The organism is Aerosakkonema funiforme FACHB-1375 (genome assembly GCF_014696265.1).
Taxonomy (GTDB): Bacteria; Cyanobacteriota; Cyanobacteriia; order Cyanobacteriales; family Aerosakkonemataceae; genus Aerosakkonema; species Aerosakkonema funiforme_A.
In genome coordinates this window covers 54177-79544 of record NZ_JACJPW010000022.1, presented here as the reverse complement: position 1 = coordinate 79544, position 25368 = coordinate 54177, and the positions used below count along the sequence as shown (strand labels likewise).

Genomic DNA, 25368 nt, shown 5'->3' with positions numbered 1-25368 from the left:
ATGTGGGCCAAAATGGCATTTGCTTTTCAGCGTCATTCGTCTTTTCATACCAGATCTTCCTCTACCAATTATGACATGGCATTTGGAGACGTTATACCTAACGTCTCTACCTTATAGCAGGCTCAGCGGCTTAAAATATTGTCGCTGCATAAGCCGGAATATATTGACGCGAAAATTAACCGGAACCCGTAATTTTTGCCAAGACAAAATAGGCAAAATATGAGGAGTCCGGAATCTAACCATCGAGCATAAGTCCTCTTAGAGGCCAAACAGCTTACAGGCATTTTCGGTTGTAATTTGGGCGATCGCTTCTGTTGATACGCTCCGCAGACGAGCCATATGCTCGGCGACGTATCGCACGTAAGCCGGTTCGTTGCGTTTGCCCCGCTTGGGTATTGGTGCCAGAAAAGGGCAATCCGTCTCAATCAACAGGCGCGATTCTGGTACTATCCTAGCCGATTCGTGAATTTGGGTGGCGTTTTTAAAGGTGATGATACCGCTAAAGCTGATATAGAAACCCAAATTTAAAAACCATTGGGTTTCTTCTGGCCCTCCTCCCCAGCAGTGCATCACTCCTCTGACTGGCCCTCGAAGCTGCCAAAATTCTGCCAATAGCTCTCGCATTCTTACCGCTGCATCGCGGCAGTGAATTATTACAGGCTTATCTAGTTTTCTAGCCAGCTCGAGATGAGCCAGAAAGGCGGTTTCTTGTGTAGATTGGTTTTCTGCCTTATAGAAGTCTAATCCGGTTTCGCCGATAGCAACTACTTTCGGATCGGACTGTGCTAAAGACAAAATTTTCTCTTCGTACTCAGGTATCCATTTATGGGCGTCCAGAGGATGCAAACCCACAGCAAAGTAAACCTCTGGAAACTTGTGCGCGATGCTTTGAATAGTTGTAAATTCGGCTGGCTCCACGCAGGAATGTACCAGACGAATGACACCTGCTTCCAACCATCGCTGCCGCACAGCTTCCAATTCGCGATCGAACAAATCAAAATTCCCTTCTTGGGGCAGCATTTTTAAGTCGCCCCACGAGCCAATTAAATTAATGTGGACGTGGGTGTCAATTAATTGCATGGGCACTGTGGGGTGGGCGTCCCGCCCGTCGTACAGATGAAGCATCTGGCGCGGCCATAATTAAAGTCGCGCCAAATGGCGGATCGGAGCGGCGGTCATTAACCATCGCGACGTTATGTCCTTGACTGATGACTCACCACAAAAAACAAACAGCTAAGAAGCAGCAGATGCCTTAGTGCTGTATCGCTTGAGGGTGCGTGCCAAGCGAGATTTTTTGCGAGCCCCGTTATTGCGGTGCAGGACGCCTCGCTTAACTGCTTTGTCGATTTTGCTGTATGCAGCTGACATACGCTGCTGTACCTCCTGTAGCAATTCAGGGGTGGGGTTGGCTGCGTAGGTTTCGACAGATGCCAAGAAGTTCTTGGTCAGCGTCTTGACCGCCGAAGCGTAAGCTTTATTACGCAAACGATTGCGTTCTGCTATTTCAACGCGCTTAATTGCGGACTTGGTGTTAGCCACTGCTCAATACCGAAGCGACACTATAATAATGAACATTCAAAATCCTGGAAAAACTAATATAACATCTATACTGCCGAGGGAGCGATCCCGATAAAAATCCAGGTTAAGCTAGAGAAACGAGTAGGGGTTAAGTTGGCATCTACATATTTTCGCCTGAATGCCTTTTGACCCTTTCTCAAAGCGGGTAATTCCTAACTAAGGGCGTTCCTAACTTCATGCTGCGAATCATTACTCAGCGGACTGAGGCAGAGGCGGAACTGCGGCGTATCCGCGATCGCACTTCCACTGACCAGATTGTTCACAAAGAAGCAACGGTTCGGGAAGTCCTACAGGCGGTACAGCGCCAAGGTGACCGGGCAGTCTTGCATTATACCCAAGAATTCGATCGACAATTCCTCACTCCAGAACAACTGCGGGTGAGCGGCTCGGAATTAGATGCCGCTTACCAACAGGTGTCCAAAGAGTTGTTGGATGCAATTCAGTTAGCGCGAGCCCAGATAGAAGCGTTTCACCGACAGAGAGTGCCTAAATCCTGGGTTCAATTTAAAGAAGATGAGGTAGTGCTGGGAAAGCGCTACACCCCAGTAGATCGGGCTGGAATCTACGTTCCTGGAGGTCGTGCTGCCTATCCCAGTACCGTGTTGATGAATGCTATCCCAGCTAAAGTGGCTGGAGTGCCCCGAATTGTCATGGTGACGCCGCCCGCGCCGCCTGCTGGGCACATCGGCCTAGACGAAAGCGAAATAAAGTCCAATCTTTCGCCGACATCTGCAAGCATCTCCCCCGCGCCAATTAACCCAGCCGTGCTAGTAGCTGCCCAAGAAGCAGGGATCTCCGAAATCTACCGTGTGGGGGGCGCTCAAGCGATCGCCGCTTTGGCCTACGGAACCGAAACTATACCGAAGGTAGACGTAATTACCGGTCCAGGTAATATTTACGTTACCCTGGCTAAAAAATTAGTCTACGGCACAGTGGGGATTGACTCGTTAGCAGGGCCATCGGAAGTACTGGTGATTGCAGACACAACTGCCAATCCAGTCTACGTAGCGGCAGACTTGCTGGCACAAGCGGAACACGACCCAATGGCAGCTGCCATTCTGCTGACGACTGATGCCGTGCTGGCGCAGAAAGTACAGGCAGAAGTCGAATGGCAATTGCGAGACCATCCGCGACGCCTGCTGACCGAGAAAGCCCTCGCTCACTATGGCTCGATCGTTGTCGTGGATTCAATCGCCGAGGCAGCAGAGCTTTCCAACGAGTTCGCACCCGAACACCTGGAACTGGAAGTAGATGACCCTTGGGCGATGTTGGATTTGATTCGCCATGCAGGTGCCATATTTATTGGTTCCTCGACCCCCGAAGCAGTGGGCGATTACTTGGCTGGGCCCAATCATACCCTACCGACTTCCGGTGCAGCTCGCTACGCTTCAGCGCTGGGAGTGGAAACCTTTATGAAGCACTCCTCAATCATCAGTTACTCGCCAACCGCGCTTCAAAAGGTTGCTAACCAGATCGATGTGCTGGCTAATGCTGAAGGACTCCCTTCTCACGCCGACTCAGTGCGACTCCGTATGCCCAGACGAGAAGGTGGAAACCAGGGATTGTAAGCACCTAAGCTGGAAAGGAAGAGGGCGAAAAGAGAGGGAAATGCGAAGCATCTGGAAAAAGTTTTTTTCGATGGTTCGTGAATAAATTCAGAGGCTAGAACCCAAATTAATGAGCTTTTTCGGCGTTCTGTTGCAAATCCCTCTTCCCTCGCGCTCTCCCACTCGCCCTCTCCCTTGTTGGTCAGAATATCGCTAAACTAAAGCCAGTCGTGACGCTCGGTGCCGATCGCTGAGTTTTAAATTCTTGTGAGGAGGTCTCATCTGTGATCGAAACAATTCTGGTGGCACTTGATGGATCGGAGCTATCGGAGCAAGTGATTGAGACTATAAACAGCATCCAATTGGGATCGGGGACGAAAATTATCCTTTCTCATGTCATGCCTCCGCCAGATGCTGATGTCGAATGGGCAGCCGATCGGCCTCACAGTAATTCCGAGGAACTGCCCTACAGACACATTGAAAAGCAGCTGCAATCCTACCAGGCTAATCTGCCTTGCCAGAGTGAATTGGAAATAGTCACTGGAGACCCAGCAGAAGAAATCGTTCGCCTTGCAAATATCTATCGAGCCGACCTAATTGTGATCGGGAGTCGAGGTTTAACTGGCTTAAAGCGGATTTTGCAGGGGTCTGTCAGCAGTCAAGTCGTAGCGGATGCCCCTTGTTCGGTGCTGGTAGTTAAGCCAAAATAGCAACAAAGCGACTCGATGAAGGCTGGCTAAGCAATACTTTGGCAGAAACTAACAAACTCCACCGAAGTGTTAAATTTTGCTTAAGCGACTCCGATCGACCTAGAATAAAATCCAAGCTAGAACTAAAGTTAAAATTTGGGAGTCGATACTACTGCCTTTAAAAACGCTTTAAAGAGCGAATATTATGGTTATTTACCTTAAAAAGGCGACTTTGGTGACTGGTGCGATATCAATCCTTGTGGGCCAGCAGATCGGTTGGAGCAATACTTCAACCGATCGAACTACGAACCAGTTATCAATGGAACTAAGTTTAAACGCTGCGGTATTAGCGCAAGTTCCTTCACAAGGTGGCACAGGCATTAATTACAAGCCCCCCAATCGAAGCGCTCCTTCGGAAACTGCGTCAGGTGGAGCGCGTAATTACGAGCAGCCAGCTATTTTGGAGTCTGGTGATGATTCGGTGATTCAGTTGCGGGGACCCGATAATACACCTGCTGCGCCAGATGCTCCCCCAGTCCGAATGCAGTCTCCTCCCAGGGTCTGTTCCGAAAACTTACCTGTACTCTTAGTTCCCCAGAATCACGCTGGGGAAACTACTTCTGGCCGTCCTACTTTTTTTTGGTATATGCCAGACACGCAATCGGTGGACTTTACGATCGAGAAAGTGGGGGTAGATAAGCCAGTATTTGAGGAAAAACTACAAATCCCAAAAGCAGGCATAATTCAAACCGAAATTCCTGAAAACCTACCGGAATTAGCTGTAGGCCAAGACTACCTTTGGTCGGTGTCAGTTGTCTGCGGCGATACAGGAGGTATGAAGAAAGTTACTCTTCAAGCTGCTATCAGGCGCGTAGCTGCAACACAGGAACTGAACAGGCGCTTAAAATCTGCCCGTTCTGAACGCGATCGCGCTAGAGTATACGCTCAGCAAGGATTCTGGTACGATGCCTTAAAAGCGCTCTCCAGCGCCTCTGAAGCTAAGCCGCAAGAGCAGTTGATTTCGGACGATTTTTACTCGCTTTTAGAGCAAGTCGGCTTGAATCAAGTGGTAGCGAAACAGCGGCAAAATCGACGAAGGTAGTCATCTTGCGATCGGAAAACTTCCCTGAAGAGATTTCCTGTTTTGCAACTAAAACAATAGGATTATGGTTATTTCCCGTCAAGAAGGGACTGTAGCAGCAAGTGCAGTCTCAATAATGTTGATACCGCTAATTGCTGGAAGCAACATTCTTTTCGATCGCACATTAAATAAGCTATCAATTGATTTCGACTTAAGCGCCAAAGCTTTGACGAAACCTGCAAGAGCGCTGAAAAGTATTGACTACAAACCGCCTAACCGTGGGGCTCCTTCCATTACCACAGCTGGTGGAGCGCGTCTTCGTCCTGCTACTGAGATTCAAGACGGGGGTGAGCGTACCGGTACTATACCTCCCCCCTGTTCCCAGCCCCTGGTGGTATTTTTGGTTCCGCAAAGCCATGCAGGACAAACTGTCTCCGGTCGTCCCACTTTTTTCTGGTACGTTTCCGATCCAAAAGTGAAAACAGTAGAGTTTAATTTAAAGAAAGCGGGGGCGAAAGAGTCGATATTCAGTAATGAAAGCGTCGATATTCCAGCAGCAGGGATAATTAAGCTTAAAATACCTGAAAACGTACCGGAATTGACAGAAGGGCAAGACTACGTTTGGTCAGTATCTAGCGTTTGCGTTGATAAAGGGGTAGTGAAAAAGAGGGTAGCTCTGGCTGGGATTACTCGCGTTGCTCCCACATCAGAATTGACAAAACAACTTGCTTCTGCTAAGTCAGAAAGCGATCGCGCCAAAGCCTACGCTCAGCAAGGCTACTGGTATGATGCTCTGGAGGCGCTATCGAAAGCTGCTGATGCTAAACCTGAAGACCCCTCAATTGTCGAGGATTTTTACTCGCTTCTCAAACAAGTTGGTCTAGATGGAGTGGTGGAGCAAGTCCGGCAACAATCGTAAAGATAGTGCCGATCGCCTGCTAATTGTCAAGAAATAGCTAGCTGCTTTGTTTGGCTTGCAAAAATTTTTTAAGCTGGAGCAAACTCAGAGTTTGTCCCAAACTTAGGGGTAGAAGAGACACCCCTTCTAGACGAGATTGCACCCAACCCTCTCCCCAGCACCATTCGTGAAAACCGTCAATACCCTGACTCAATAAAAAGCGCAGACAGTTGGATGCTGCCACATCAACTCGGTGTTGAATGGGTATCGGGCCTACTTGGCTGGTGAATATCAAGCCACGAGACAACTGTTCCGGTAATCCAGAGGATAAGTTTAGAGGCCACAGCCATTGTTGCAGCTGGCTCGGTTGCAGTAGACTGTCCCGGATGGCTGTTTCTTCAGCTTCTATCTCGATTCGCAGATTGCTTTTTTGAAATGTACCCAGCATCTTTAAAATTGCCTGTAGCGAGTTTGGCTTTGAGGGGCTCTACTTGTAGTTACCCGGCATTTGAGGCGGCAATATTTAAGGCCGTACCAAAAGCCTCACTTTAAAGTATGGCAAAACTTGACAGTTTCTGGCCAAATGCCTGCGGATGGCCAGCTGCTCGATCGGCAACTTAAAATAGGAGATGTGAAGAAATGTAAGGATTTTTCATGGCCGACCAGTTAATCCGCGCTACCGCAGCCGATGGTGGAATTCGTGCAGTTGGTGCGATTTCAACGCGCCTCACAGAAGAAGCCAAACGGCGGCACAAGCTTTCCTACGTGGCAACGGCGGCATTAGGCCGCACGATGACAGCAGGGCTGTTGCTAGTCTCCAATATGAAGCGAGCCGAATCAAGAGTAAATATCCGGGTCAAAGGTAACGGCCCTTTGGGTGGTATTCTTGTGGATGCAGGTTTGGATGGAACCGTGCGCGGCTATGTAGATAATCCCTCAATTGAGCTGCCACCAAATGCCAAGGGCAAACTCGATGTAGGTGGAGCTGTGGGTCAGGATGGTTATCTCTACGTTGTGCGAGATGTAGGATACGGCTATCCCTATTCCAGTACTGTCGAGTTGGTTTCAGGTGAAATTGGCGATGATATAGCCAATTACCTAGTAACTTCAGAACAAACTCCCTCGGCTCTAGTTGTAGGTGTGTTTCTCGAAGCTGGCGAAGTCAAAGCAGCTGGGGGTATTTTAGTCCAAGTTTTACCCAAAGCAGCTAGAGATGAAGCGCTGGTGGAAACTTTGGAGTCTCGTGTTGGCGCTCTATCGGGGTTTACACCTTTGTTGCAGGCAGGCAAGACACTGCCGGACATTTTTGAGCAGCTACTGGGAGATATGGGACTGGTGCTGCTACCAGAAATACAGTTGCTGCGCTTTCACTGCGGTTGCTCTAGAAGCCGCGTTATGGGTGCTTTAAAAATGCTGGGTGAAGCAGAACTCCAGGACATGATCGAGAAAGATAATGGTGCTGAGGCGACTTGTCACTTCTGTGGTGAGGTCTATCAAGCCAGTAGCGACGAACTCGCGCAACTGATTGTAGATTTACGGGCTCAATCTTGAAAAAAAGGTATGGGCAATTTGAGATTTGAGATTTGAAATTGAATTTGAGTCTCCATTTAGAATCGCTCTCTAGCTAATTACGAATATCAGCCCTCTAAGTTAAGGTGGAGTATTACACGCATAGGCCAACTGAGGATATAATCCACAAGATCTAGCTTTTTTGGGATTAGAGGGGTAGGATCGCTCTTAAATTGATGTTCGAGCCGAACCAGCCAAGCCTTGGCCAATGCACGATTAATTTGGTGTGAGCTATGAGAGAACGGGGAAGTTCAGACCGACAGTCTGGCGCCAGAGCTTCAGAACAGGGGGATAGGGCATCCGCGCCGCTACGCGAACGCAACCGATTCCGCATTCCGCCGCTGATTCCTGGAAGGGCTGCTGTGCCGCCGACTGTCGCTGCTTCAGTATCCGCAGAAACTACTATGGTGCCCAAAATACAATCTTCTGGATCGGAACGCGCTGATGGGGAGCTGTTAGAAAAAGTGGAGCCAGGAAAATCAGCACCTGTTGAGGCCGAAGTTTCGCAAAAGTTGCGACACTGGTCGAGCTATTGGCAGTTTTGGGCAGGTTTGGCAACGGTGACGGCAGGTGGAGTTGGATTTACGGCAGTGGCCTTATTGCTGAAGCTGCCAACCGTGCCGAACTGTCCGTCGATGTACTGGCCAACTGCCTCGGCATCGATGCGCCTGTATTGCGCTCAGTTAGCGGCTAAGAAGCAGACGGTGAAAGATTTGCTGGAAGCGATCGCGCTTGTCCAAAGTTTGCCGCCGGATCATCCGATGCGCCAGGAAGTCAACGAAGAAATCGAAGTTTGGTCAAAAGATATTTTGGATCTGGCCGAAAAATCGTTTGATGCAGGTAAGCTGGATGAGGCGATCTCGATCGCTAGAAAAATTCCGGCTGATGTACCTGCCTACAAATTGGTGGAAGATCGGATTAAAAGTTGGAAATCTCTTTGGTCTAGGGCAGAGAAAGTTTATAAGGACGCGGAAGATGAGCTGCGCGAGCAAAACTGGACTCAAGCTTTTCGGGAAGCTGTACGTTTGCTGTACATAGGTAATACTTATTGGGAAACAACTAAGTACGAGGAACTCAACCAGCTGATAACGTCGGCGCGGGATGATGGCGAGACGTTGGGTAAGGCGCAAAATCAAGCAAGACGTGGCGGAGTGAAGAATCTGCTTAAGGCGATCGAGCTAGTGGAGTCGATCGACCCCAAGAGTTACCTCTACAAGGAAGCTCAAGCGGCTATTGTGGAATTTGGCGGCAAAATGATGGAGCTGGCAGAGGCACAATTGGAGTCGCGGAATGTGGATGAAGCGATCGCGATCGCTCGTCAGATTCCCGGTCGTGCCAATATGCAGGGCGAGGTGCAAGATTTTATCGATCTGGCTAGAGCCCAATCTGTGGCACAACAGGGCACGGCTGCTAGTTTGTCAGAGGCGATCGCGCTTGTGAAAAAGCTTACTCCTGACCGACCTCTGTACAGTAAGGGGCAGGATCTGATTATTCGCTGGCAGCGAGAACTTGAAGACATCGCTCACCTGGAAAAAGCACGCCAACTGGCTCAACTAAGCACTGCTAGCGATCTAAAATCGGCAATTAAAGAGGTGCAACTCATCCCCGCCAGTCATCCTCGCGCTGACGAAGCAAAAACGGAAATCTCTCGCTGGACGGCTCAAATTCAGACGATGGAAGATCGTCCTTATCTAAGTCGCGCCGAACAAATGGCAAGTTTGGGCGATGAAACATCTCTGCAAGCGGCAATTGATGAGGCGAATCAAATAGCTGTCGGTCGGGCTCTTTATCGGGAAGCTCAAGATAAGGTTAAGCAATGGACGGGTCAGATTCAGCGCATTCAAGACCAGCCTTATCTAGATCAAGCTCGGCAGTTGGCTCGTGGGGGCAATCTTGTTGATGCGATTGCTATTGCCCAACAAATTAAATCGGGAAGGGCGCTATCCGGCGAGGCGCAAGCGGCAATGAAGGATTGGCAAGCACAAATCCAAGCTCAACAAAATTTGCAACAAGCACGCAGTGTCGCAACTCAAGCAACTCCAGATGCTTTGGCGTCGGCGATTCGATTGGCAAAGCTGGTACCCAGCTCCAGTCCGTTGCGATCGGAAGCTGAAGAAGCGATAAATCAGTGGAGCTATCAAATGCTGAGTCAGGCGCAAGACCGGGCGACTTACGATTTGCAAGGTGCGATCGCAATTGCTAAAACTATTCCTTCCGGTACGAGTGCCTATGGAGAAGCGAGAGCGCAGATCGATGTCTGGCAAAATATTCTCAATCCTCCAGCTATACCCAGTCCAGAACCTATTGCACCCAGTCCGGAATCTGTTGCTCCACCACCAGCTCCACCACCAGTAGAGCAGACACAGCAAAGTACTCCACCTCCAGATTTTGCTCCTTCGGAACAGTCAAATCCTGCACCTGCTACTGTTCCTTAGAAAGTTGATATTTCTCTCGGACTACCTGCTGATAAAATTCCTCCAGCGCTGCTACACAAGTCTTGTCATTGTAAAGATAAGAGTGGCGCTGGTTCATTTTTTTGACTATACTTTCTCGCCACGAGCGATCCAAACCCAATCTCACAGCGATTTCGATATATTCTGTTTCATCTTTAGCTATTGTTTCTGTCATTCCTAGCATTTTCAAAATTGCATAGGAATGGCGACCGCGCATAAACTCACTCGGACAGGTGACTATAGGCAAATTACAGGTAATCGCTTCTAAGGTTGTTCTACCTCCAGACCAACTGAGAGTATCTAAAAATATATCGGAAATCAAATTAAGGTTCCAATAGTCAATTTGATATTGCTGGGGCAATATTTTACAATAATCCTCGCTGTTCAATTCAACGCGCTCGAAAGCACGTTGCAGTCGCTGACGAAACAGTTTGGTAACATGAACGCTTTTGTTAGATATAAAAGCAAATTGAGCTTGGGGAATACGTTTGGCAATTTCAGTAAATATATAGTCATACTGGGGTAGATATTTATAAAGTGACTGACAGCATAAATAAACGATCGCATCTTCTCGCAGTTGATAATCTTTCCGCGTTTTTGTTACTTTGGGAATTGCTGTTTTGGGGTAGGATATCCCAATATTAGGTAAGCGGATTAATTTTTCTGAGTAATGGTTTTCAGCATCATATGGTTCCATTAAATCGCTCGATAAAAAGTAATCTATTGTCGGTAACCCAGTGGTCACAGGATGCGCCCATGTACTGCATTGAATTGGCGCTAATCTTAAGCTCCCAAATACGGTCATGTACGGGTGCATACCTATGTCTAGGAAAACCAGCACATGAAGGCGATCGCTAATAATTTTTTCGGCTGTTTTTCTGATATAATTTATATCTAAACTTTGGTCGTGTGCGAGGTGATAAAAATTATCGCTATAGTGTTCTAAAAACTTAACTATCTCTAGGTCTGAAGGATTACCTAGCTGATAGCAATACAGATTAAATTTATGGCGATCGCAATGACGCAGCCAACCGAGAAATAAATGAGTAACTGTATGATAACTATAAAAATAGTTAGAAATATACCCGATATTAATCTTGCTATGTTCGCTAATTGTTGGCATTGCTATATCCTTGACAAATTCAGGATAATTTGCCGCCATAATTTGCTGAAAATACTGTCCATAACGAGTTTGTAGCTTTAAGTCATTCTTACCTTGATAAGCCAAATAAAAGTTTGTGTGCGCTCCTACATCCATTAAAGCATTTTTTATAGTTTCGGGTGTTGTTAAAGAGGTTTGCTCAATTAGTTCTTCTAATCCTTGTGTAAAACGATCGCGGTAATAATCTATTTCTTCTTCACTTTCATAAACAACAGGAAGTATTAGCGAACTTTGCCGCAGTAAATATAAATTATTTTTGTTGAAATTCGGTAGTAATTCTGCGATTTTTATAGCTTCCTTAGCTCGGCCATCTAAATGTAAAAATTCCCATAGCTGCGCTGGCAATCTATCTACATTTGGATAAGTTTGTATGGCTTCGCGATAGGCTTTAATTGCCTCTTCATCTTGTTCTAACTGATAAAGACTGGTAATTAAGTTAAAGTATGCTTCAAGTATAGGCTGTACATTTATAGGATTCTCTTGAGAAATAGCTAAAAAATCTTCGTAATATTTAACTGCTTGGGCATAATTATTTTGGTAATAAAACGCATGACCGATGTAAAGTAAACCGATTGCTTCTGGCTTTGCTTGACTCTGCAATGCCGTTCCCAAATCGTACAAAATATTAAAATTATCATTTTCGATACTTAGGGCTTTTTTATAAGCAGCTATCCCCGACTCTACTTGACGGCGTGCTATTAAAACTTTACCCAAATAATAGTAAATATCTGCACGATTTACTTGGCGAGCGATCGCCTGCATAAAAACTGATTCAGCTTTGGAAAGGTTGCCTTGTTCAAATAATATCCGTCCTAAGTTTACATAAGAGTCAATCCAATTATTATCGAGGACGATCGACTGTTGATAAGCGCGTATCGAACGAGAGATTGCACCTGTTTTTTCTAGCAGTAAACCAAGTCTATAATAATAAATTTGTTTGGGTGAGCCAATGTTTAAGGCGCGATCGATCGCCTCTAATCCTTCTTGATATCTATCCAGTTGATAATATAAAACAGATAAATCGCTCCAAATATCTGGATTATTTGGATTGAACTGCAAAGCCTCTTTATATTTTTGTTCCGCTTGGACAAAACATTTTTGATTGTGCCAAGCTAGAGCCTCTTGATGCAGACCAGTAGAATTAGACATTTTTCCCTTTAACCCCTAGTCCCTCTCTTCCCTAGCCCCTAGCCCCTAGCCCCTAGCCCCTATCCCCTAGCTTTTAGCTTCGATTTGCCGCACTACAGTTAAAGCAGAATAGGATACGCCAGCAGTTCCTTCACCTGGGTGAGTAGAATCGCCGACCAACCAAAGATTCTGGATAGGCGTGCGATTGGCGAATCCAAACGGGCCAAAAGTTGGTATTCTCTGACCTACACCGCCAACGATACCTCGATCGCGTGCGGTAAAGCGAGCAAAAGTGCGTGGTGTGGCTGCTTCCACATGAACGATCGTTTCCGGTGTCAGGTGGAAATATTGAGAAAGACGAGCGATCGCTTCCTCAGTATATTTTCGTTTCAAATCTTCATAATTATTATTAGAGTTCCACCACTGTCTCACATCGGTAAAAGAAGAAGCGGTAATCGTTGCTTTTCCTTCTGGTGCGCGACCGTCTCCCGGATGACTGACCGAAACAAACAAAGAATTGTTTTCCCCGATAGGCCCTTCATAATCATAAAGAAATTGCAGATGTGGCGGACATCCAGCCGGAATTGCAGATTCCTCTACACCCAGATAAATAACAAAAGCACCCGATGATGGCGGTAATTTCTCGACCCTGTGTTTGTAACCGCGCATTCGATTTGGGATTTCGGATTTGGGATTTTGGATGGAAAGATTTTCGTCTTTTTCGTGTTCCAACAGCTGCATTAAGTTTTGTACTGTGACATTGGCGACAATGCGATCGGCTGTTTGAGTCCAAACCTGATTGGTTTTCAGGTTGCGAATGCGAACGCCGACTGCCTTTCCATTTTCCACGAATATACGATCGACACTGTGACGCACGAGTAGCTTACCACCATCTCGCTCTAGAGCTTCCACGAGGCGATCGCTCAACACCTGCATACTACCTTGGAGATGATACAATCCCTGCGGTTCTTGAGAGACACCCAATGCAGTAGCAGCATAGAGCAAAGCCGTTTCTTCCGCATCTACCTGAGAGTAGAGTTTCAGTTGCAAATCCAGAAATGTGACGAGACGCAAATTGTCATCCAACCCATATCCCCGCAAAGCATCTCCCACTGTCAAAAAGGTATAAGGTAGGGTAAGCAAAGTATCGGGACGGACTGCTTTTGTCAATTGCCACAAATCCCATAAATTACGCGGCGGCAGTACCGGGTCGCGAGATTGAAAAGCCCAACTGTAGCGAAACAAATTTGCCATTAACTGCCAAAACGGTTCGCTGTCGGGAAATTGTCGCTGCCGTTCTGCCTGCCACTTTTGGGGATTGCGCCAGACATTGATAGGTTCTGTTTCATTCGGTAAATAAACCGCACAAGCTGGATCGCAGGGTGTTGCTGCTGGCGGATCGATTTCTAATTCCGAGAATATGCGATGGTGAATCCCACCCGGTTCGAGTCCCGCAACTTGAGTAGCGCCGACATCGAAGGTAAATCCTTTTCTTTTAAAGCTGGAGGCGCATCCTCCGGGTACGATCGCTTGCTCCAAAACTAACACCCGATAGCCGCGATGAGCGAGTAAAGCTGCTGCGGTAAGACCGCCAATACCAGCGCCAATGACGATCGCTTGGAAAGATTTTGCCATGAATGTCAAACTTAACAATTTGTAACAAATCCGATCGTATGGCACTTGTATCGACGACGGCAATATCTGAGAAAAGAAATAGTCAACTCTGCATAAGGTTAATGCTTTACGTGTAATTACCAGATCTGATTAAGAAGCGTAACGTTTAACATTAAAGAAGTAACAGTAACAGCGACGACAACTGTAACAACTCATGACATCAACCCTGCTCAAATCTATACCGCTAAACGCCCCCACGATTTGCCGACTGCCTAACGGGTTAACAATTGTGGCGGAACAGATGCCGGTGGAAGCCGTAAATCTAAGCTTGTGGGTGAGCGTCGGCTCAGCTATTGAATCGGATCGAATTAACGGTATGGCTCATTTCTTAGAGCATATGGTGTTTAAAGGAACCGAAAAGCTGGCTAGCGGTGAGTTTGAGCGTCTGGTTGAGGAGCGGGGTGCTGTCACCAATGCCGCTACCAGTCAAGATTACACTCACTTTTACACTACAGCCGCTCCTAAAGATTTTGCCGCACTAGCACCATTGCAGATAGATGTGGTGGTTAACCCCAGCATTCCAGACGAGGCATTTGAAAGGGAGCGGTTCGTCGTTTTAGAAGAAATTCGTCGATCGGAAGATAACCCCCGCCGCCGTATTTATCAGCGGTCTATGGAAACCGCGTTTGAACGACTGCCTTACCGTCGCCCAGTTTTGGGCCCAACATCGGTAATTGAGCAGCTTACTCCTCAGCAAATGCGCGATTTTCATGCTAGTTGGTATCAACCCAAGTCGATAACTGCTGTAGCGGTGGGTAATCTCCCAGCTAAGGAATTAATTGATATTGTGACGGATGGATTTGTTAGGAGTAAGGGCAGGTCATACCTAAACTCTACTCGCTCTGAGCAGATCGATCGCTCTATAGAAGATCTGGCATTTGAATCAGAACTGCCTTATCAAGAAATTGTGCGCCGAGAATATACAGATGAAAGCTTGCAGCAAGCACGCTTAATGATGCTTTGGCGAGTACCTGGGTTGACTCAATTACACCAAACTTATGGGTTGGATGTACTGGCGGCAATTTTAGGACAAGGGCGGACATCTCGACTGGTGAGGGATTTGCGGGAGAATCGACGCTTAGTTACCCATATTTCTGCCAGTAATGTCAGCCATCATTTACAGGGTATTTTCCAAATTTCCGCCCAGTTGCCAACGGAAAATCTCGCAGAAGTAGAAGCTGCGATCGTTCAACACATCCGCAGCCTTCAAACAGAATCTGTTACAGCCGCAGAAATTGGCCGCGTCCGCACGCAAGTGGCAAATCGATTTGTGTTTGCGAACGAGACGCCGAGCGATCGGGCTGGAATGTACGGTTACTATCAATCAATGGTAGGAGATTTAGCTCCCGCTTTGAACTACCCCGCTCGCATTCAAGCTTTGGATGAAGTGGATCTTCAACTGGCGGCTGAGCGGTTCTTGTCTCCTGATGCTTATGCTGTTGTGGCGATATCGCCAGATCGGAAGTAGAGTTTTTTTAACGCAGAGGAACGCAAAGGTTTACGCAGAGGAACGCGGAGGAGATAGCCGATCGAGCAAGGGGTTTAAAGGATAATAGAAAGTATTTCCTCTATTTCAGTATTTCTGTACTTGCATCTGCGTTCCTTTGCGTTAAAATCTCTCCCATGTGGACGAAAATTGATGCTCATATTACTGAGCTAACTGGCGAAGAATTTCACACTCAGCAGAGGCGATCGGTTGGGGGAGGCTGCATAAATCAAGGTTATGCAATCTCAGATGGCGATCTTACCTATTTTGTCAAGCTCAACCAAGCTTCCCAGATCGATATGTTCCAGGCAGAGGCGCTGGGCCTCCAACAAATGTGGGAAACCCAAACTATCCGCATTCCTAAGCCAATTTGCTGTGGAATTGCGGATGATAAAGCTTACATAGTGATGGAATGGCTCGATTTGGGTCGCAGTGCTAACGCGAGTGCTTGGGAGGAGATGGGTCGTCAGCTGGCGGCAATGCACAAGAGTAGCAGCAAAGCTTTTGGCTGGGAGCGAAATAATACGATCGGTTCGACTCCCCAGATTAATACTTGGACATCTGATTGGGCAGAGTTTTTTGCCGAACACCGGATCGGCTATCAACTAAAATTGGCTAAGCGACGGGGCGGTCATTTCAGTCAGGGAGAAAGTTTGCTCAAAGCAATACCGGAACTGCTAGCAGGTCATCAGCCTCAACCATCCTTGGTACATGGGGATTTATGGTCGGGTAATGCTGCTGTTACCGTAGCAGGTGAGCCGGTGATTCTCGATCCTGCACCTTATTATGGCGATCGCGAAGTGGATATCGCCATGACGGAACTGTTTGGCGGTTTTCCAGCAGCGTTTTATCGCGGTTATAACGAAGCTTGGCCTTTAGATGCGGGCTACGAAGAGCGCAAAACGCTCTACAATCTATACCACATTCTCAATCACTTTAATTTGTTTGGCGGCAGTTACGGGTCGCAGGCAAATCGAACGATCGAGGAAATTCTCAGAGGCTAGAAAAAGTCAAAAGTCAAAAGTCAAAACGAAGAGGGAGAAGGAGGAGGGAAAAATATTTATTCTCTCGCTCCCCCACTCCCCCACTCCCCCACTCTTTCCCTAGCCCCTAACCCCCAATCCCTAACCCCTAGTCCTCAGTTAAGCAACTCGCTTGCTTTTCATAGCAAGAGGTAATGGACAAGATGCTACAGCGACTGAAGAAGCTTCCCTACTGCTAAGAGCTTTCGGTTTCTGGGTTTCGGTATTGCGAACCTTCCAGGCGATCTCTAACATATTCATCCAGTGCTTTTGCACCTGTTTGAGTGTAATTTTGAGAGTTTTGGCGATTTCCTCGTCTAGTTTGTGGTTCTGTTTGAGGTGCAATATCTGCTGTTGTTGTGGGGAAAGTTGAACAAAGAATTTTTCCCACTGTTGAGAAGACATTCCCAGTTTTTGGTCGATGTCTGCTCCTAACCACTGGTGTACCAGTTTCCAGTGAGAGACGCGAGCAAACTTTTCCACATGGTACTTAAAGCGCTGTTGCAGGTAATCGCGTTGCCGAGGAGTCAGACCCAAGATGGTGTCAATATCTGGGGCTGCCAAGTCTTGCAGTTTTAAGACTAGGTAATCTACGCAGTCTGATTGACCTTGGGATTCCAAGTATTGTAGCAGTTCGGCGATGACGCGATCGCGCAATACTTCTTCAGATGGGTCGATTGTATCGGCAATAATTTGCGATCGCAGCTGTTGCATCAGCGATGACTGAATGCTCGTTTGCTCTTGCTCTCCTTTAGGCATTTCCACAGCCTGCTCTATATCCAGAGGAGTCTCGGCTGGTTGGCGTTTGACAAACGCTTGGGCACGCAGCACTATCAGCTGCTGGGTGTTACCCTTTGGCAGGCTAATGCGGCGCTTGGCATAATGTTCGGTGAACGCCATATACTCGGCCAATTCCAACTGGGTGCGCGGTGTGTAGTCACTAGCCAGATCGTTTTCCCGCCGGAAAGCTTTGAGAGACTCGGCGTAAAACTCTTGCAAAAAGTCTTCAATCAGGTTAGTGCGCCCATAAAAACCCAATTGAGATTGCGGCGGTGCAATGTATCGATAAACCATTGCACTGAGGTTGCTGTGCAGTTCAACGCGGCCTTGTCTGGACCCCAAGCGGTAATAGGACAGGCACTTTTGCAAGCGATGGCGTGCCAGAGCGAGCTGCCAAGAGTGGATTTGACCGGAAGTTTGGATGCGGGAACTCTTTTGGCAAACTCGTTCTACTTCCAGCGCCATTCGAGTTGCGACACCTTTAACTTGTCTTCCTTGCGATCCGACTGACGGCGACAGTTCCTCCAGCAATAGCTGGACTAAAGCTTGAGTGTCGAAATTTTCTCCTAAATGTTCCGGAGACTCAAGGTTGCTGGTAGAAGTTGGATTGAGATCGTTGACGGTTGTTAAAGTCATTGTATTACCCCGACTACTTTTATGAATTACATCGAAAGAAAATAAACTTTTTGTAGGTGCCATCACCCGATTGTGTGTTTTAGATGTTGATAATGTGAACGTTTCATAAGGAAGGTTCCATATGTAGTGTGTGTGATAAACTCGGATTGCCAAGAAAGGTTTCCTTTACGCCTGAAAATTTTTATTTGCTGTTTTTTTGCGAGAGACTGTCGGGAACCTTTTTCTCAGCTGGAAGCTATTGATGAAATCAAGTGGCTATCCCTGAGTGGTATTTCAATGGAATAAAATCTCTGGTTGTTGAAAGATTGCGATAACCCGCTCAAGATCGTTACAGAGTGGCGGAAACAATTTGTAACAGCCAGAGCGAATGCTCCTGATGGGGAGTGTATTTCCCGAAAAGCTTAATTAGAGGAGTGGCAGAATCGGAATAGTTTTTGCCGCTTAAATTTTGGATAAACACTATAGACATAACTTTATGGTCTTCCCAGCCAGAACTAATGTTGTGAGGTCAAAACCTTTCTTTCCATATCAACAGTTTCCTAGATCTGAGAGTCAGTGTCGATAATGATAAGTTAAGCAGTTTTTTGGCGATGAATTTAATCAAAAAATCAGGTAAAGTCAGGTAAGTTCAGAAAAGTTCAGGAAAGATCGGGAAAAGTCAGGTTATACTGAAAGAGTGAGTTAAGAAAACTGGCGCGAACAGAGAAAGCTAATGGAATTTGAAGAAGCATTAAAAGTTCTAGATGCAGCGGTTTTCGCTAAAAAAAAGGTTCACCTGAGAGACGTTGAAGTAGTGATACTTAAGGGCTCTTGGCAAGGTCAGAAGTATCACGAAATTGCCGCTGCTTCCGGTTACACCGAAACATACCTAAAGCAAGACATTGGGCCAAAATTATGGAAGTTGGTCTCTGAAGCATTAGGAGAAAAAGTCAGTAAAACGAATTTTGAAGCTGCTCTAGAGAGGCGATGGCGAGAGTCATTGGCAGAAGCTAAAAAAGATCGGAAAGACCAAAGTCTTGAGGGGGTGGCTGGAATAACGCCTGAAGCCAAGGGCCAAAAGTCAGCTGAGGGTGAGAATTTCTCAGGCTCAGAACAAGAGGAGACAATCAATAATAACAAAGTCATTTTTATTGGGCGGGAAAAAGCGATCGCAGATCTCAACTCCCTAGTCAGACAAGGGGCTAAAATTATACTGATTCAGGGTGAGGGCGGTGTAGGCAAGACGCTGCTATCCTGGGAGTACCTGACATCTGCGGGCTTCGACTTAATTATGGAGACCTGGATGGCAAAAGAGATGCAACAAATCACCAGTGCCAAAAGTGTAGTAGAAGAATGGTTAAAGCGACACTTTAACGAGGAGCCTAGTGGTGATTTTGGTGTTACTCTGGAGCGCTTAAGGCAAAAACTGCGAAATCCCTCACAAAGAGTGGGAGTGATAATTGATAACCTCGAACCGGCTTTGGATAAAGATGGCAAATTTATCCCCGCTCACCGCGACTATGTGGAGTTATTAAGAGTTTTAGCGGATCGAGGTGGTAACTGCGTTACTTTAATTACGAGTCGGGAGCGATTGGGAGAATCTGCTGTAAGTTTTCATGACTATCGCTTGCAAGGTTTGGATATAGCTGCGTGGCGAGTGTTTTTCAGCAGCCGCAATATCAACACCGAATCTTCAGTATTGAAGGATATGCACCAAGCCTATGGCGGAAATGCCAAAGCTATGCACATTATTTCTGGCGCAATTCAAGCAGATTGGGAAGGGGATATTGAGGCTTATTGGCATCAAAATGGACAGAATTTGTTGATTGAAAGAGACTTAAAAGATTTAATTGCCAGTCAGTTCGATCGCCTGCAAGAACACGACCCGGAAGCTTATAAACTTCTCTGTCGTATGGGATGCTATCGCTATCAAGAGGTGCGATCGGTATTATTGGATGGAGTTCTCCATTTGCTATGGGATGTACCTGAGTCACAACGGAGACGAGTTGTTCAATCTTTACGAGAGCGATCGTTATTGGATTTCTACAAGGGCGAACACTACCTACATTCAGTAACTAGGGCGGAAGCTAGAGCCAGACTAAAAATTAGTGAAGACTGGAAGATAGTTAATCGCAAAGCAGCAGATTTTTGGACAGACAGCGTTACGGTTATCGATACTCCAGGCGATGCAATCAAAGCTTTGGAAGCTTACTATCACTATATAGATATCGAAGAATTCGATCGAGCTGCCGATATAATACTCAAAGAGAGAAAACTAAAGCATAGTGACTTGGGAGTGGCGGAGACACTTGCTAACTCTTTTGGCAGAGTAGGTCTGCTTCAACACATGGCTTCTGTCATCACTTCCCTAGCTGAGAATATTAACGATGAGTATTCCTTGACCCACCTTTACAATGAGTTTGGTAATATATTGCTGCGAGCGGGTGATATACAAAAAGGTATTGAAGCCTACGAAAAGGCTATAGAAATGGCAAAAAAAACCCAGGAAGTAATCTCTCAAAAGGAAAACTACGAACAACTCAAGCTTGAGCTAGAAAAAATAAATGTATCGATACGCTTCATAATAAGCGGCAGCAAACTCAGTATTGGTGAATTTGAAGAAGCCATAAAATCTTACGAAGAGGTATTGGTTCTTGTAGAAAACCCTAATTATTCCGTATATACAGTAGGTTCTTTGTTAGCTCTCAGCGTTTTGTACTCGGAGTCGAATTCCGAAGAAGATAAACAAAAAACCATAATTTACGCAGAAAAGGCTAAAAAGGGTTACAAAGAATTACCAAATATGTATTTGAGCGTATGGATTAAAGCATATAGCTCGGTCGGTTTCGCTATGATCCATAACAACTTAGGAGATTACGAAAAAGCATTAGAAATGTATCGCGAGGCATTATGTTATGCAGAACAAAGTAACTATATTGAGGTTAAAGGTAGAGCGCTAAATGGTTTAGGAACGATTTATCGAAAGCAAAATAATTTAGAAGCGGCGCTCGTCAATCATACAGATGCTTTAGAAATTGCCAGTAAAATAGGAGCCAAAGTCAATATTGCTGAAGCTTACTATGAAAGGGGATTGACTTATCAAAAGATGGGTAATATCGCTAAAAGCAGGACAGACTTTCAAGCAGCAATTCAATTCTACGAAGAGATAGGAGCGCCCAAGCAAGTTGCCAAAGTGAAAAAGGCAATGTCAGAGAATTAAAAATGATACCCAGTTACTTTACTTTTTCATTTCGTTTGCTAAAAGCGAACTAAATAGAGGTAAAATCAGCAGCGGCGATCGCATTTGCTGGAATACCCACCAGCACAGCTAAAATTTCGCCACTGCTAGCTATTTGGACAAAGGTATTGTTGGCATTTACACCCGTTCCCTGAGTAAAATTTAGAGAATTGAGAGTCAAACCGCCCTGTAAGCTTAACCGATCCTGACCGTCGGTAAAATCTATAATTGTATCGGCAGCGCCACCGCCGGGAGTCAGTACAAAAGTATCGGCATCGCCGCCACCGACTAAAGTATCTCCACCAGCGCCGCCAATGAGGATATCGTAGCCTGCATTGCCACCAATCCAATTACTAGCTGGGTTCCCGATAATATAGTCATTGCCTTGGGAACCGATCGCATTTTCTATAATTGTCCCATATGCGATCGCAGTCGCGTAACGATCAGTTGTGTAACTGGTAAAAGACATATCGTTCTCTGCGAAATACGACCCATTATTCCTAGCACTATCAGTTGTCAGATGACCCCCCTCGTTCATGTCAAAATAGTAATTTTCGTTTGTTGGCAGTGCAGAAAAATCCAACAAATCGACGCCACCGCTATCCCAAATAGCCTTCTTTATATCTAAAAAATTGCTGCTATCAAATTTGTAGACTGTATCCGTATTATTAAAGTTATTAGCACCATAAAGATATTGAATAGCACGGATATCATAAGCCATAGGTGTAATAGGAAAAGGGTCGAGCGAAGGGTCATTGTAGCTCATCACGGTATTAATATTATGATCTTCCCAATAAGGAAGATATGGAGGTTCCCCCTCACTGTCTTCGCCATTGTAATTACCCGGATGTTTCAAACCCAAAGCATGACCGATTTCGTGAATTAAAGCTGCGTAGCCGCGACTGCCAGGGCCAGATGAAAAGGCATCAGACCTACCTTCAGCATTACGGTTTAAATGTACATCTCCATCAAGATCGTTATAGCCAAGCTCATAAGTATAAGCGTAAAAACCCGGTACACTGTCTCCATTGGAAAACATGAATCGGATTTGACCGTGATGCGTACTTGTCTCTGGAACTTCAACAAAATTAAAGGGGAGAATGGGGGCATATAGGTTATAAAAAATATAGCGAACATTATTTTTAATTGCCTCACTCACTTCCCCCACATTTTTTTCTGGGCCTGTGTAGTTAAAAGCGCTAGCCGCTGTAACAAAACTAAATGTCAGCGTGCCACCTTCTGGAACTTCCCACCTAGCGGGAGGATTCTCAATTAAGGCAGCTATAGAGTTGCGATCGAAAAAAAGTGACGAACGGCGTCTTTCCGCATAGCCATAGTTTTGGAAATGTTCAAATGCTGTTTGACCGTTATTAATACCTGCCGCAATTAAATCTGGATTTTGCGATAAATAATATGTCGGATCGAACAGCACTAGAGGAGAAGCGCGGCGTCCCTCCGCTAAGCCGAACCTTTGAAAATGCTCAACCGCTTGTTGATTATTAAGACCCGCAGCAACTAAATCTGCATTCTGAGAAAGATAATAATTGACATCAAAAAAAGGTGAAAATCGGCGTCCTTCGGCTAAACCATTTTTTTGCAGATGTTCCAATAGTTGGCTGTCGGAAACAAAAGCAGCCGCTAAATCCGGGTTTTTATATCTATAGAAGAAAAGATCTACTAGCGGTGAAAATCTTCTGCCCTCATCTATACCGCTGTCTTGAAGATGGTTGAAGAGTTGGGTGTTTGTCGTTAAACCTGCCGCCGCTAAATCAAGGTTGTTTGAGCGATAAAAGTTAAGATTGACTAACGGTGAGAATTGGCGTCCTTCATTTAAGCCATAGTTCTGGAAATGCCAAAATGCTTGTGTGTCGTTGAGGTTAGCTAAGTCTGGATTGACAGCCCGATAATAATTGGCATCGAATAATTGTACAGGCATAAATTATTTCCTATCAGTATTTACCTGTTATAAAATACTTTGTAGGGTGGGCAATGCCCACCCTACGACTACTAAACCGAAATGAAATCTTCAGAGTTAATTAATCCTGCCTGAACACCAGTCAATACAGCCAAATATTCACCACTACCAGCAATCCGGATTAAAGTATCGTTGGCATATGTACCAGAACCTTGAGTAATAGTGAGAGCCCCAAACGGCAAAGCAAGCGCTAAACCGATCTTATCCTGACCATCAGTAAAATCAGTAATAACATCAGCCGTTTCCGGAGTCGGCCCGCCATCCCCTGGAGCAAATACAAAAGTATCCGCTCCATCTCCACCAGTTAGTGTATCTTTGCCACGAGCGCCTGTTATCCTGTCATCGCTTCCATTGCCTTTAATGTTATTGAACAAACTATTGCCCAAAATTTCATCTTTGCCATTAGACCCTACCAAATTTTCAATCTCAGATCCAAAAGCAACGCTTGTAGAATACAGACTGGTATTATATGGAGTAAGAACAGGAGAGCCATCTTCATTAGTTTGATTGTCATCCCCACTGGGAACTAAATAAGTAGCAGTATTAAGAGCAACCTGTTGCGTATTTTGACCGCCCTCATTCATGTCAAAGTAATAACCTACTTGATCCGGTGGTAATCCCGAAAAATCTAGTGTGTCGATGCCACCGCTGTCCCATAGTGTCTGCTTGATCCCAAAAAAATTGCTGGCATCAAAATTATACGTTGTATCGTTGCTGTTGAAATAACTGGCACCATACAAGAACTGCAATGCACGGATGTCGTAGGACATTGGCGTACTTGCCATTGCTCCGTTGTATCGTTCAAGCGAAAAGTTAGCAGTCATTACAGTGTTGGTATTATTATCTTTACCAACATTCAGATTTGGCGATGAAACTATCGTTGGTTTTAGACCTAAAGCCCGACCAACATTTTGCAGCAATAATTCGTAAGAAACAGTTCCTGGCCCAGTTGCAAAATCAATTACACTTTTATCACCATTTAAATGCACATCACCACCCAGACTATCGACAGGGTAGCTGAGAGTATCGTCACCTGGGTCTTTGGGATAGTAGGCGTAAGCTAAGGTATCTGGTGCCTGCTCCCTATTAGAATACATGAACCTGATCTGACCGATATTAGGAGGTCTGTCGGTAACCTCAACAAAATTAACTGGAATGTATTGGCTATACAGTCGCAGGATACTGCGGATATTATTCTTAGTTCGATCGTCCAATTCCTTAACGCCTGTTTCTTGCCCTTCGTACAAAAAGGCACTGGCAGTAGTCACAAAACTGTATGTGAGTACATTACTAGCTGGAACATTCCATTTAACTGTTGGTTGAAAAAATGTCGTCGGGTCAACGCTTGCTGGTTGAAAGTCTGTTCTGATCAATGCAGCTAAAGCCTGCGGATCGAAGAAAATTGATGAGCGACGACCTTCCTTTAAACCAGAAATTTGAAAGTGTTCAAATGCTTCTTTGCTAGTCAGTTTTGCTGCCGCCAAGTCTGCGTTGTTATCGAGATAATATACCGGATTGAATAGAAGCGATGGGCGTCTTGCCTCATTCACACCAAAGTTTTGAAAGTGAGCGAACGCCTGCCGATAATTCATCCCGCTTGCACGCAGGTCGTGGTTGTTATCTAGGTAGTATCTGACATCGAAGAACTGTGAAAATGAGCGTCCTTCGTCTAATCCATACTTTTGAAAATGGTCGTAAGCATCTCGTCGAGTCAGACCTGTTGTAACCAAGTCTGGGTTTTTACTTAGGTAGTAATCGAGATCTAAAAAAGGTGAAAATTTTCGGCCTATGTCGGCTATTCCAAAGTTTTGGAAATGTTCCAAAAGTTCCGCATCGGTATCTATTCCTGCCGCGACCAAATCAGGATTATTTTGTCGGTAAAATTCTACATCAAATAACTCAGGCGCGGTGGTGGGTGTTTCAACAGAGATACCGGAAAGTTGGAATTGCTCGAATAATTGTTGGTTGTCCAGTCCGGCAAAATTGGGATTGCTAGCTCGGAAGGCATTTAGATCGACTGCTGGAGAGAAGGGACGCCCCTCAGCCAAACCAAAGTTTTTCAAATGCACAAATAATTGTGCGTTATCCAATTGGGCTAGGTCTGGGTTACTGGCTTGATAAAAATCCAGGTCGATGTATGAAGAAGTTTTGCGCCTTTCCGCAACACCTGTACTGAGAAAATGGTTCAATAATTGCTCGTTGTTTAAGTTACCCAAGTCGGTGTTGTTGCTGCGATAATAACTTACATCAAAAAACGGCGAATATTTGAAACCTTGCGGTATACCAGTGGTAAGTAAATGTCGTTCTAATTCTCTGCTGTTCAAATTAGCCAACTCTGGATAGTTAGCTCTATAAAAACTTTCGTCATATATTTCCTGTACGCTAAGTGGTAAAACAACAGGTGGAAACATAAATTTTTCCTAGCAGATACAAAGGTTGGCGTTGATTATCAGCTAGTTGTTAGTTATGTTTA

At 45.7% G+C, this 25368-nt stretch carries 17 protein-coding genes; 9 read left to right on the top strand and 8 right to left on the bottom strand.

Annotated elements, in window-relative coordinates:
• Nucleotides 1-258: 258 nt before the first annotated feature.
• Nucleotides 259-1080, bottom strand: a complete 822-nt coding sequence (locus H6G03_RS10885) for a TatD family hydrolase (protein ID WP_190464393.1) — start codon at nucleotides 1078-1080, stop codon at nucleotides 259-261.
• 153 nt (nucleotides 1081-1233) lie between these two features.
• The gene (rpsT, locus tag H6G03_RS10880) at nucleotides 1234-1539 is read right to left on the bottom strand and encodes a 30S ribosomal protein S20 (protein ID WP_190464392.1); all 306 of its coding nucleotides are present in this window, start codon (nucleotides 1537-1539) and stop codon (nucleotides 1234-1236) included.
• Nucleotides 1540-1754: 215 nt separating this feature from the next.
• Here rpsT and hisD point away from each other — a divergent pair, with 215 nt between their 5' ends.
• The 4 genes from hisD to H6G03_RS10860 all read left to right on the top strand — a co-directional run bounded on the left by hisD (nucleotide 1755) and on the right by H6G03_RS10860 (nucleotide 5814).
• On the top strand, nucleotides 1755-3146 hold the full coding sequence (gene hisD / locus H6G03_RS10875) for a histidinol dehydrogenase (RefSeq protein WP_190464391.1): 1392 nt from the start codon (nucleotides 1755-1757) through the stop codon (nucleotides 3144-3146).
• Nucleotides 3147-3409: 263 nt separating this feature from the next.
• Nucleotides 3410-3835, top strand: a complete 426-nt coding sequence (locus tag H6G03_RS10870) for a universal stress protein (protein WP_190464390.1) — start codon at nucleotides 3410-3412, stop codon at nucleotides 3833-3835.
• 184 nt (nucleotides 3836-4019) lie between these two features.
• Entirely contained in the window at nucleotides 4020-4916 is an 897-nt protein-coding gene (locus H6G03_RS10865) for a DUF928 domain-containing protein (protein ID WP_190464389.1), read from the top strand.
• A gap of 64 nt (nucleotides 4917-4980) precedes the next feature.
• Nucleotides 4981-5814 carry a DUF928 domain-containing protein gene (locus H6G03_RS10860; RefSeq protein ID WP_190464388.1) on the top strand — a complete coding sequence of 278 codons (834 nt, stop codon included), beginning with the start codon at nucleotides 4981-4983 and terminating at the stop codon, nucleotides 5812-5814.
• Between the two features lie 37 nt (nucleotides 5815-5851).
• Here H6G03_RS10860 and H6G03_RS10855 read toward each other — a convergent pair whose 3' ends face one another.
• A complete protein-coding gene (locus H6G03_RS10855) occupies nucleotides 5852-6241 on the bottom strand; it encodes a hypothetical protein (protein ID WP_190464387.1) in 390 nt (129 codons plus the stop codon).
• Nucleotides 6242-6447: 206 nt separating this feature from the next.
• Here H6G03_RS10855 and hslO point away from each other — a divergent pair, with 206 nt between their 5' ends.
• Both hslO and H6G03_RS10845 read left to right on the top strand, forming a co-directional pair.
• Nucleotides 6448-7344 (top strand): Hsp33 family molecular chaperone HslO, encoded by an 897-nt coding sequence (gene hslO, locus H6G03_RS10850; protein ID WP_190464386.1) that lies wholly within the window; start codon nucleotides 6448-6450, stop codon nucleotides 7342-7344.
• 251 nt (nucleotides 7345-7595) lie between these two features.
• A complete protein-coding gene (locus H6G03_RS10845) occupies nucleotides 7596-9797 on the top strand; it encodes a chromosome segregation ATPase (protein WP_190464385.1) in 2202 nt (733 codons plus the stop codon).
• Here H6G03_RS10845 and H6G03_RS10840 read toward each other — a convergent pair.
• Complete coding sequence (locus tag H6G03_RS10840; RefSeq protein ID WP_190464384.1) at nucleotides 9784-12126, bottom strand: O-linked N-acetylglucosamine transferase family protein; 2343 nt, start codon at nucleotides 12124-12126, stop codon at nucleotides 9784-9786. The genes H6G03_RS10845 and H6G03_RS10840 overlap by 14 nt on opposite strands.
• A 66-nt stretch (nucleotides 12127-12192) precedes the next feature.
• On the bottom strand, nucleotides 12193-13740 hold the full coding sequence (gene crtD, locus H6G03_RS10835; RefSeq protein WP_190464383.1) for a C-3',4' desaturase CrtD: 1548 nt from the start codon (nucleotides 13738-13740) through the stop codon (nucleotides 12193-12195).
• Between the two features lie 193 nt (nucleotides 13741-13933).
• Between crtD and H6G03_RS10830 the strand changes: the two genes are divergently transcribed.
• Both H6G03_RS10830 and H6G03_RS10825 read left to right on the top strand, forming a co-directional pair.
• Complete coding sequence (locus tag H6G03_RS10830) at nucleotides 13934-15247, top strand: M16 family metallopeptidase (protein ID WP_190464382.1); 1314 nt, start codon at nucleotides 13934-13936, stop codon at nucleotides 15245-15247.
• A 155-nt stretch (nucleotides 15248-15402) separates the two neighbouring features.
• Entirely contained in the window at nucleotides 15403-16269 is an 867-nt protein-coding gene (locus H6G03_RS10825) for a fructosamine kinase family protein (protein ID WP_190464381.1), read from the top strand.
• Nucleotides 16270-16407: 138 nt separating this feature from the next.
• Here the strand turns inward: H6G03_RS10825 and H6G03_RS10820 are convergent, their stop codons facing one another.
• Nucleotides 16408-17703 carry a HetZ-related protein gene (locus tag H6G03_RS10820; RefSeq protein ID WP_190464380.1) on the bottom strand — a complete coding sequence of 432 codons (1296 nt, stop codon included), beginning with the start codon at nucleotides 17701-17703 and terminating at the stop codon, nucleotides 16408-16410.
• Between the two features lie 712 nt (nucleotides 17704-18415).
• On the opposite strand from H6G03_RS10820, the gene H6G03_RS10815 reads away from it, so the two are divergent.
• The gene (locus H6G03_RS10815; protein WP_190464379.1) at nucleotides 18416-20902 is read left to right on the top strand and encodes an ATP-binding protein; all 2487 of its coding nucleotides are present in this window, start codon (nucleotides 18416-18418) and stop codon (nucleotides 20900-20902) included.
• A 49-nt stretch (nucleotides 20903-20951) separates the two neighbouring features.
• On the opposite strand, the gene H6G03_RS10810 is transcribed toward H6G03_RS10815, so the two are convergent.
• Complete coding sequence (locus H6G03_RS10810; RefSeq protein WP_190464378.1) at nucleotides 20952-22856, bottom strand: M10 family metallopeptidase C-terminal domain-containing protein; 1905 nt, start codon at nucleotides 22854-22856, stop codon at nucleotides 20952-20954.
• 71 nt (nucleotides 22857-22927) lie between these two features.
• Entirely contained in the window at nucleotides 22928-25306 is a 2379-nt protein-coding gene (locus tag H6G03_RS10805; RefSeq protein WP_190464377.1) for a M10 family metallopeptidase C-terminal domain-containing protein, read from the bottom strand.
• Nucleotides 25307-25368 lie beyond the last annotated feature (62 nt).

Bases quoted from the DNA above. Each gene is read 5' to 3' on its own strand.
- H6G03_RS10820 (WP_190464380.1), bottom strand. From the start codon at position 17,703: ATGACTTTAACAACCGTCAACGATCTCAATCCAACTTCTACCAGCAAC.
- H6G03_RS10810 (WP_190464378.1), bottom strand. From the start codon at position 22,856: ATGCCTGTACAATTATTCGATGCCAATTATTATCGGGCTGTCAATCCA.
- H6G03_RS10840 (WP_190464384.1), bottom strand. From the start codon at position 12,126: ATGTCTAATTCTACTGGTCTGCATCAAGAGGCTCTAGCTTGGCACAAT.
- hslO (WP_190464386.1), top strand. From the start codon at position 6,448: ATGGCCGACCAGTTAATCCGCGCTACCGCAGCCGATGGTGGAATTCGT.
- H6G03_RS10830 (WP_190464382.1), top strand. From the start codon at position 13,934: ATGACATCAACCCTGCTCAAATCTATACCGCTAAACGCCCCCACGATT.
- H6G03_RS10845 (WP_190464385.1), top strand. From the start codon at position 7,596: ATGAGAGAACGGGGAAGTTCAGACCGACAGTCTGGCGCCAGAGCTTCA.
- H6G03_RS10885 (WP_190464393.1), bottom strand. From the start codon at position 1,080: ATGCAATTAATTGACACCCACGTCCACATTAATTTAATTGGCTCGTGG.
- crtD (WP_190464383.1), bottom strand. From the start codon at position 13,740: ATGGCAAAATCTTTCCAAGCGATCGTCATTGGCGCTGGTATTGGCGGT.
- hisD (WP_190464391.1), top strand. From the start codon at position 1,755: ATGCTGCGAATCATTACTCAGCGGACTGAGGCAGAGGCGGAACTGCGG.
- H6G03_RS10860 (WP_190464388.1), top strand. From the start codon at position 4,981: ATGGTTATTTCCCGTCAAGAAGGGACTGTAGCAGCAAGTGCAGTCTCA.
- H6G03_RS10865 (WP_190464389.1), top strand. From the start codon at position 4,020: ATGGTTATTTACCTTAAAAAGGCGACTTTGGTGACTGGTGCGATATCA.
- H6G03_RS10815 (WP_190464379.1), top strand. From the start codon at position 18,416: ATGGAATTTGAAGAAGCATTAAAAGTTCTAGATGCAGCGGTTTTCGCT.
- H6G03_RS10855 (WP_190464387.1), bottom strand. From the start codon at position 6,241: ATGCTGGGTACATTTCAAAAAAGCAATCTGCGAATCGAGATAGAAGCT.
- H6G03_RS10825 (WP_190464381.1), top strand. From the start codon at position 15,403: ATGTGGACGAAAATTGATGCTCATATTACTGAGCTAACTGGCGAAGAA.
- H6G03_RS10805 (WP_190464377.1), bottom strand. From the start codon at position 25,306: ATGTTTCCACCTGTTGTTTTACCACTTAGCGTACAGGAAATATATGAC.